Origin of the sequence: Desulfofundulus sp. (assembly GCF_049701015.1) — a bacterium.
GTDB lineage: Bacteria > Bacillota > Desulfotomaculia > Desulfotomaculales > Desulfovirgulaceae > Desulfofundulus.
In genome coordinates this window covers 1-7,050 of sequence record NZ_JBNATZ010000127.1, presented here as the reverse complement: position 1 = coordinate 7,050, position 7,050 = coordinate 1, and the positions used below count along the sequence as shown (strand labels likewise).

Below are 7,050 nucleotides of genomic sequence, written 5' to 3'. Positions count from 1 at the left end.
GCAACGCTTCAGCGACGTGCCGCAAAACGCCTGGTACGCTGGTATGGTTGGTGCAGCCGCCAAAGCAGGCCTGGTCCGGGGAGTCGCCGAACACAGTTTTGCACCGGCCCAGCCCATTACCAGGGAGCAGATGGCGGCCATGATGGTGCGGCTGATGGCGCGGAAAGGACTGGATGTGACCATTGGCGGTGCCAGTGTCTCTGCAATCCTGGCCGGGTTTAAAGATGCTGCCTCTATTTCTCCCTGGGCGCGAAACTCCGTAGCCCTGGTAGTACGCGAGGGAATAATGAAAGGTCGAGCGGCGGCCGGGTTCACCCCAGCGGGGAATACCACCCGGGCGGAAGCGGCCGTGGTCCTCTACCGGGTGCTGCAAAAACTGCAACCGCCTGCTGCTTAAGTACAGGCCCCCACTGCCGCGCCTGGAGCAGTGGGCCGTGGGATGTACGCCCGGGTTGCATGCGTACTGCGGGAGCGGGTACCGTTCCGCTCCCGCAGGCACTACTTTTTTATATGGGGTGATTGCATGAAGCGCAAACTCATTTATCTTGTCGGCCTGCTGGTGATTCTGGCCGGGGTGCTCGGGCCCGCTTTCTACATGCATAAAGTTTTCAGTTCCGAGCAGCAGTACGGGAAGGCCCGGGGAAGCTCCACTGCCGGCAGCCAGCCGGTCGGACAGAGCGAGGCAGAGAAGGAAAACACTGCGGTAAAGCCCGGATCCGCTCCCGGGAAAGGCCAATCTTCCCCTGCAGCAGTAGTAGCATCACAAACTTCCTCAACCGGAGCGAAGCAGGACAGCCATCAAAAGGAACAGCCCAACGGTACCTCCCGGAAGGGTACGGTACCCGCTCAAGCGGCAGGGAATACTGCTGCTGCCCTGGAGAGTGAAGGTGGGTGCCGGGTATGGGTGGCCGTGGTCGGGAAAAATGGCGAGTTCCTGTTCAGGCCCGCGCAGGTTACGGTTAAAGCCGATAATAAGTGGGGCGTCACCGCCATGGGTGCCCTGGATGCCACCGGCCTTTCCTATACCATGAAACCGACCTGGCCCGATTTTGTGGATTCCATAGGCGGGCAGGCCAACAGCGCCATGGCAGGCTGGATGTATGCTGTCAACGGTGAGGTACCCATGCACATGGCCAGCAAGCACCCGGTGAAAAACGGTGATAAAGTGGTCTGGTGGTACAGCAGAAGTATGGACCAGCCCCCTCCGCGTTGGGAGGACCTGGTGAACAAAAAGTAGAGGGATGCTTTGCATGTTCGATAGTTTTTTTTACAGGCCCAAAGGACTTTTCCTGCAGAGTTTTCACCCGGCTACCGTCCTGGTCTATCTCATGGTGCTCCTTATCCTGAGCCTCGTATATGATCACCCGCTTTACCTTTTGATGCTCTTTTTCCTGCTCGCCCTCCTGATCAGGGAAGCGGACGGCGTGGCAGCCTGGGAAGGATTTATGAAAGCGGGCGTCTTTTTAATGCTGGTGGTGATGGTGGTCAACCCCCTGGTGATACGGGCCGGCAGGACCATTATCCTGCACGGGCCTGAGGTCCCCTTCCTGGGCAAGCTTGACATATCGATGGAGGCACTCTACTTTGGTGCGGTTTCCAGTCTGAGGCTCCTGGTTATCATCAGCATTTTTTGCCTCTATAACTTGATGATTGACCCGGATAAGATTTTAAACCTCTTCGCCAGGGTGGCGGGCAGGTCGGTGCTGGTGATTACCCTGGCCACGCGGCTGTTCCCAACCATGGTCAGGGACCTGCAAAGGATCAGGGAAGTACAGCAGCTGCGGGGAGTCGATTTTGATACGGGTAGCCTCTGGCAGAGGGCCAGAAAATACTCCGGGTTGTATAACGTGCTGCTTTTATCTTCCCTGGAGGGTGCCATGGAGATTGCCGAGTCCATGCAGGCCAGGGCCTTCGGCAGTGGCAGGCGTTCCGTCTACAGCCGGAACCTGCTCAGGCCCCGGGATTTCTTCTGCCTGGGTGGGAGCGTACTGGCCCTGCTGGCGGCAGTCTGGGGGTTGCATTACGGTTGCGGCCGTTACAGCTTTTACCCGGAAGCCGACTTGCTGATTAAAGATAGGGCGACGCTGGTGGTCCTCTTTGTTGTAGTTTCTTACCTGTCTGTACCGCTGATCCTGAGCAAGGGGTGGAAGCATTGCCGCTTTTTACAGTCAAAAATCTAACCTATTATTATCCCGGGACGGAAGAACCCGCCCTTAAAAATGTGAGCCTGGAAGTCAGGGAGGGGGAGTTCCTCCTGGTTACCGGTGGTTCCGGTTCGGGCAAGTCCACCCTGGCCAGGGTACTGGCGGGCCTGATCCCCGATTTTTACGGGGGCCGCATCGGGGGCAGGGTTTTCTTCCAAGGCAGGGATATCCGGACGCTGGACCGCCGGAGACTGGCCCGTGAAGTGGGCATGGTCTTTCAGGACCCTGAAAAACAAATTGTGCAGAATTGTGTGGAGGCGGAAGTAGCCTTCGGCCTGGAAAACCTGGGGTTGCCGCCTGACGAGATTTCGCGCCGGATTGGCGAAGTGGTCAGCTTCATGAACCTGTCGCCGTTCCAGGAGGCTCTTACGGCCAACCTCTCCGGCGGGCAGAAACAAAAGCTGGCGCTGGCTTCTGTACTGGCCATGCAGCCCCGTGTGCTAATTCTCGACGAACCCACCTCCCAGCTGGATCCCGTCTCGGCAGAAGAAATTCTGAATGTGGTCAAAAGGCTTAACGAAGAGATGGGCTTCACGGTGATCATGGTCGAGCAGAGGCTGGAAAGGTGTTTCCATCTTGCGGACCGGGTGCTGCTCATGGCCGGGGGTGAAATTATCTGCCACGGCAGTCCCTCCGATGGAGCCCGGGAAGCGGTGAAAAGAGGACTTCCTTTTGTGCCGCCTGTAGCCAGGTTCTTTGCCTCCCAAAACTCGCCGGTGGTACCGGTTACAGTAAAAGAAGGCCGTCAATTGCTGCAATCACGTTTGAAGGGGAATGGGGGCATTGTGCCGGCCGTCACTCGCAGCAGGTACCATTCCACTGCCCAGAAGCCGGGGCGAGCTATGGTCATTTTAAAAAATGTATGGTTCAGCTATCCGGGCGGCCGGGAGGTTTTGAAGGATGTCAGTCTTGATGTGAAAGAAGGAGAATTTGTAGCTATCCTGGGGGAGAACGGAGCCGGTAAATCAACACTGCTCAAGATCACGGTGGGTCTGCTCAAGCCCGACCGCGGGAGAGTTTTCGTACACGGGAAGGAACCGGGTCGCGGTGGGTTTAAAGAGATCAGGAAGTTTACCGCCTATTTATCCCAGAACCCCAACGACTACCTCTTCCAGGAGACGGTGGAAGACGAGCTCCTCTTCACCATGCGCAATTTTGGTTTGCATGACCGGGAGCTTGTGGATGAAACCCTGAAAAAACTGCAGCTTGAACGTTACCGCCGTAGGAACCCCCGGGACCTGAGCAGCGGGGAAAGGCAGAGGGTGGCTCTGGCTTCCGTTCTGGTTACCCGGCCCGACCTGATCATTCTGGATGAACCCACCAGGGGAATTGATCTGGCTTTGAAAACGGAGCTGGGGTATTTCCTGAAAGAGGAGGCTGCCAAAGGCAAAACGGTGATTGTGGTGACTCACGATGTGGAGTTTGCAGCCGAGTTTGCTGAGAAAGTGGTCATGATGTTCGCGGGCAGGATTATCAGTGCCGGGGATAAGCATGCGGTGCTGGGCAGGTCTGTATTTTATGCCCCGCAGATCAGCAAGTTGTGCCGGGGCATTTGCGACGGGGTGCTTACTTTTGCCGAGGCACAGGAACGGCTGGAGCCATTTCTGGCCGCTAAGCCCGCCGTCCTGAACGAAAACGCGGAGGAGAAGGTCACATGGGGACTAACTGGGGCCTCTACGCCACACTGACAGGCATCCTGGCCGTTTTACTGCTTTTGTCCGTTGTGGATAAAAAAGGGGCGCTGGACTCCCGGCAGGTCTCGGTCATCGCCGTCCTGGCCGCCCTGTGTGCGGCAGGCCGGGCGGTGACGGGAGTCGGCCTTTTGTTTTTACAGCCCACCATGTTTCTGGTGGAAATAACCGGTTTTGTCTATGGTGCGCGGGTCGGCTTTTTTGCGGGTGCCATGACCCCTTTAATCTCCAACTTTTTTATGGGTCAGGGGTCCTGGACGCCCTGGCAGATGCTCTGCTGGGGGATGGTGGGCGTTTCCGGGGCAGCGGTAAAAGCCCTGTTCCCCCGCGCGGGCAACAAGACCCTGACCGCAGTATGCGTTCTGTGGGGGTATCTTTACGGCGCCATTATGGACATCTGGCAGTGGACCGTCTTTATGCGCCCCCTGACCTGGCAGACCTATCTTCTCACCTGGGCGTCGGGTTTTAGCTTCGATTCCCTGCGGGCTGTCGGCAATCTTGTCTTTTGTGCTGCCCTGGGGCACCAGACCCTGAAGATCATGCAGTATTTCCGGAAAAAGATGGATGTGCAGTACCTGGAGAGGTTACAGGATTAGAGTTTCATTTCACTTTGGAGGGTGAGATGTTTGAGGAAACTATTTCTGGTCCCGCTGACCCTGCTTACTTTTTACCTGGCCGCCGCGGGTCTGGCTGCTCCCGGGCGGGCGGGAGCGGCTCCCGGGCAGCCTCCGGCGGTGGAGTGGTCGCTTATGCCGGGTAAGGGGGAGGCCCGCTGGGTCGCCCGGACGGGAGACGGGGGATACGTCGTGGCCGGCTGGGTCGCGTCCGGCAACGGGGGGTCCGACGTCTTCCTCGCCCGTATTGGCCGCAATGGTGACAGAGTATGGGAGAAAGCTTTCAAGGGCCATGGGTACAGCTGCGGTTATTGTGCCCGGGAAGTCCGCGGCGGCTTTATCGTTGTTGGGGATACAAAATCCGCAAACGGCTACGATCACGATGTCTATGTGGTGCGGACTGATGAAAGCGGCCGGCTCCTGTGGGAACGTAATTTCGGCGGCCGGTATTGTGACTATGCCTGGTCCGTACAGCAGACAAGGGACGGCGGCTTCATTCTGGCCGGTGGTACGGAGTCTTTTGGTGCGGGCATTTATGACGTGTACCTGATAAAGCTGGACTCTTCCGGTAAGAAGCTCTGGGAAAGGACATACGGCGGTAAGGGTTCCGACTGCGGCTATGCCGTGCTGGAGCTTGATGACGGCGGTTTTCTCGTTGCGGGCAATACTGAGTCCTTCGGTAACGGCAATCCCGACGTATACCTTCTGAGGACGGACGGGAACGGGCGGTTGATCTGGCAGAAGACGTATGGAGGTAAGGGCTCGGATTATGCATGGTCCCTCGCGCCTTCACCTGACGGCGGTTATGTGATAGCAGGTGAGAAGGAGGCTACAGGCAGTCAGGGAGGGGTTCTGGTGCCTTATCTGGTCAAGGTTGACCATGACGGAAATTTGCTCTGGGAAAAAACGTACGGACGAAATGCCGGTTCAGCTTATGCCGTCGGCGGAACTGATGATGGAGGGTATGTTCTGGCTGGTAAGAAGGAGTCCGCAGGGGGAGGATACGATAGCTGGGTGTTGAAAACAGACAAAAACGGAGTTCCCCTCTGGGAGAAGACCGTGGCCGGTGCCGGGTACAGTTGCGGTTACAGTATCCAGCAACTGGGAGACGGTGGATATATTGTGGCGGGGAGAAAGGGGATGGAAAAGGACGCCGGGAGTGAGATTCTGCTGCTGAAGTTAAAGGGGACCCGGAGATTCGAGGCACCCGTGCTTTTGCCCGCTGCCGGGGCAGCAGTCCTGGCCGGCCTGCTGGTGACTTTTATCCTTAGAAGGAGGGCAGCAGTGGGTTCGTAAAAATATGGGACTTCTTAATTTTACCGGGCTATTTGCATAAAAATTTTATATGCCTGGAGGAACTTCAAGCTTTATGGCGAATAATCACTTTTGTAAACATTATGTAAATAACCCGGCGGCCGAAGCCGCCGATCCCGAGAAGATAGCAGACATTCTACAACCGGTTCAGAGGAGCAGAGAAGGCAACCATGAAGGTGCTGTTTTCCTCAGAAAGGGGGCAGTCTTTCATGGTTTTTCTTATTCCTGCATTCTCCAAAGGAGCAGCAAAGGCATGCGCATAGCGGTCATTGACGGGCAGGGCGGGGGTATCGGCAAGGTCATCGTGGAAAAACTGCGTAAAGCCCTGCCCAGAGACGATGTTGAAATTATCGCCCTGGGTACGAATGCCATGGCGGCGGCTTTGATGCTCAAGGCGGGGGCCAACGATGCGGCAAGCGGCGAGAATGCCGTTATTTACAATGCTGACAAGGTGGACATCATTGTAGGCACCATTGCCGTAGTGATGCCCCACAGTATGCTGGGGGAATTTACCCCGGCCATGGCCGAAGCGGTGGCCAGGAGTCCTGCCAGAAAGATTCTTTTGCACCTCAATCGCTCGAACGTAGAAATAGTGGGTGTAGTTGCCGAGCCGCTGCCTCATTTAATCGACATGCTGGTGGAACGGGTGAAGGGCATAATGGGTGCAAGGTGTTTAAAGTAGAAGTAGCTTTTGATTCGCATGTGGAGGGTTTATTGATGCCGCCTTTTGAACGGGTGACCTACCCATTTACGGCCATTGTGGGCCAGGAGAAGATGAAAAAGGGACTGATCTTGAATGCAATCAACCCCCGCCTGGGAGGAATTGTCATCCGCGGGGAAAAGGGTACGGCCAAGTCGACTGCCGTACGGGCACTGGCTGCCCTGCTGCCTGAGATCGATGTGGTGCTGGGGTGCCCCTTCAACTGCGACCCCGGTGACCTTACCCGGCTTTGTCCCGTTTGTAGGGAACGGTTGGCAGCGGGCCGGAAACTGGAAAGAACGCGCCGCCGGGTGCATGTCGTCGATTTGCCGGTTTCGGCCACCGAGGACCGGGTGGTAGGCAGCCTGGACTTTGAATACGCCATTAAATACGGGCGGCCCCGCTTCGAGCCCGGGGTGCTGGCACGGGCCAACCGGGGGATCATCTATGTAGACGAAGTCAACTTACTGGACGATCATATTGTGGATGTTTTGCTGGATGCGGCAGCTATGGGCGTGAATGTGGTG

General features: G+C 56.9%; 8 protein-coding genes. All 8 read left to right on the top strand.

Going from position 1 to position 7,050, the window contains the following annotated elements:
• On the top strand, positions 1-397 hold a 397-nt coding region (locus ACPLUI_RS08855), incomplete at its 5' end, for an S-layer homology domain-containing protein (protein ID WP_424659901.1).
• Between the two features lie 126 nt (positions 398-523).
• The gene (locus tag ACPLUI_RS08850) at positions 524-1,237 is read left to right on the top strand and encodes a DUF4430 domain-containing protein (protein ID WP_424659900.1); all 714 of its coding nucleotides are present in this window, start codon (positions 524-526) and stop codon (positions 1,235-1,237) included.
• 13 nt (positions 1,238-1,250) lie between these two features.
• Positions 1,251-2,180, top strand: coding sequence for an energy-coupling factor transporter transmembrane component T (locus tag ACPLUI_RS08845; RefSeq protein ID WP_424659899.1), 930 nt, complete (start codon positions 1,251-1,253; stop codon positions 2,178-2,180).
• Positions 2,153-3,892, top strand: a complete 1,740-nt coding sequence (locus tag ACPLUI_RS08840; protein ID WP_424659898.1) for an ABC transporter ATP-binding protein — start codon at positions 2,153-2,155, stop codon at positions 3,890-3,892. The genes ACPLUI_RS08845 and ACPLUI_RS08840 overlap by 28 nt, the downstream gene beginning before the upstream one ends.
• Positions 3,859-4,491 carry an ECF transporter S component gene (locus ACPLUI_RS08835; RefSeq protein WP_424659897.1) on the top strand — a complete coding sequence of 211 codons (633 nt, stop codon included), beginning with the start codon at positions 3,859-3,861 and terminating at the stop codon, positions 4,489-4,491. The genes ACPLUI_RS08840 and ACPLUI_RS08835 overlap by 34 nt, the downstream gene beginning before the upstream one ends.
• Positions 4,492-4,521: 30 nt before the next feature.
• On the top strand, positions 4,522-5,805 hold the full coding sequence (locus ACPLUI_RS08830; protein WP_424659896.1) for a hypothetical protein: 1,284 nt from the start codon (positions 4,522-4,524) through the stop codon (positions 5,803-5,805).
• A 271-nt stretch (positions 5,806-6,076) separates the two neighbouring features.
• Positions 6,077-6,505, top strand: coding sequence for a DUF3842 family protein (locus ACPLUI_RS08825; protein ID WP_424659895.1), 429 nt, complete (start codon positions 6,077-6,079; stop codon positions 6,503-6,505).
• A 35-nt stretch (positions 6,506-6,540) separates the two neighbouring features.
• On the top strand, positions 6,541-7,050 hold a 510-nt coding region (locus tag ACPLUI_RS08820; RefSeq protein ID WP_424659902.1), incomplete at its 3' end, for an ATP-binding protein.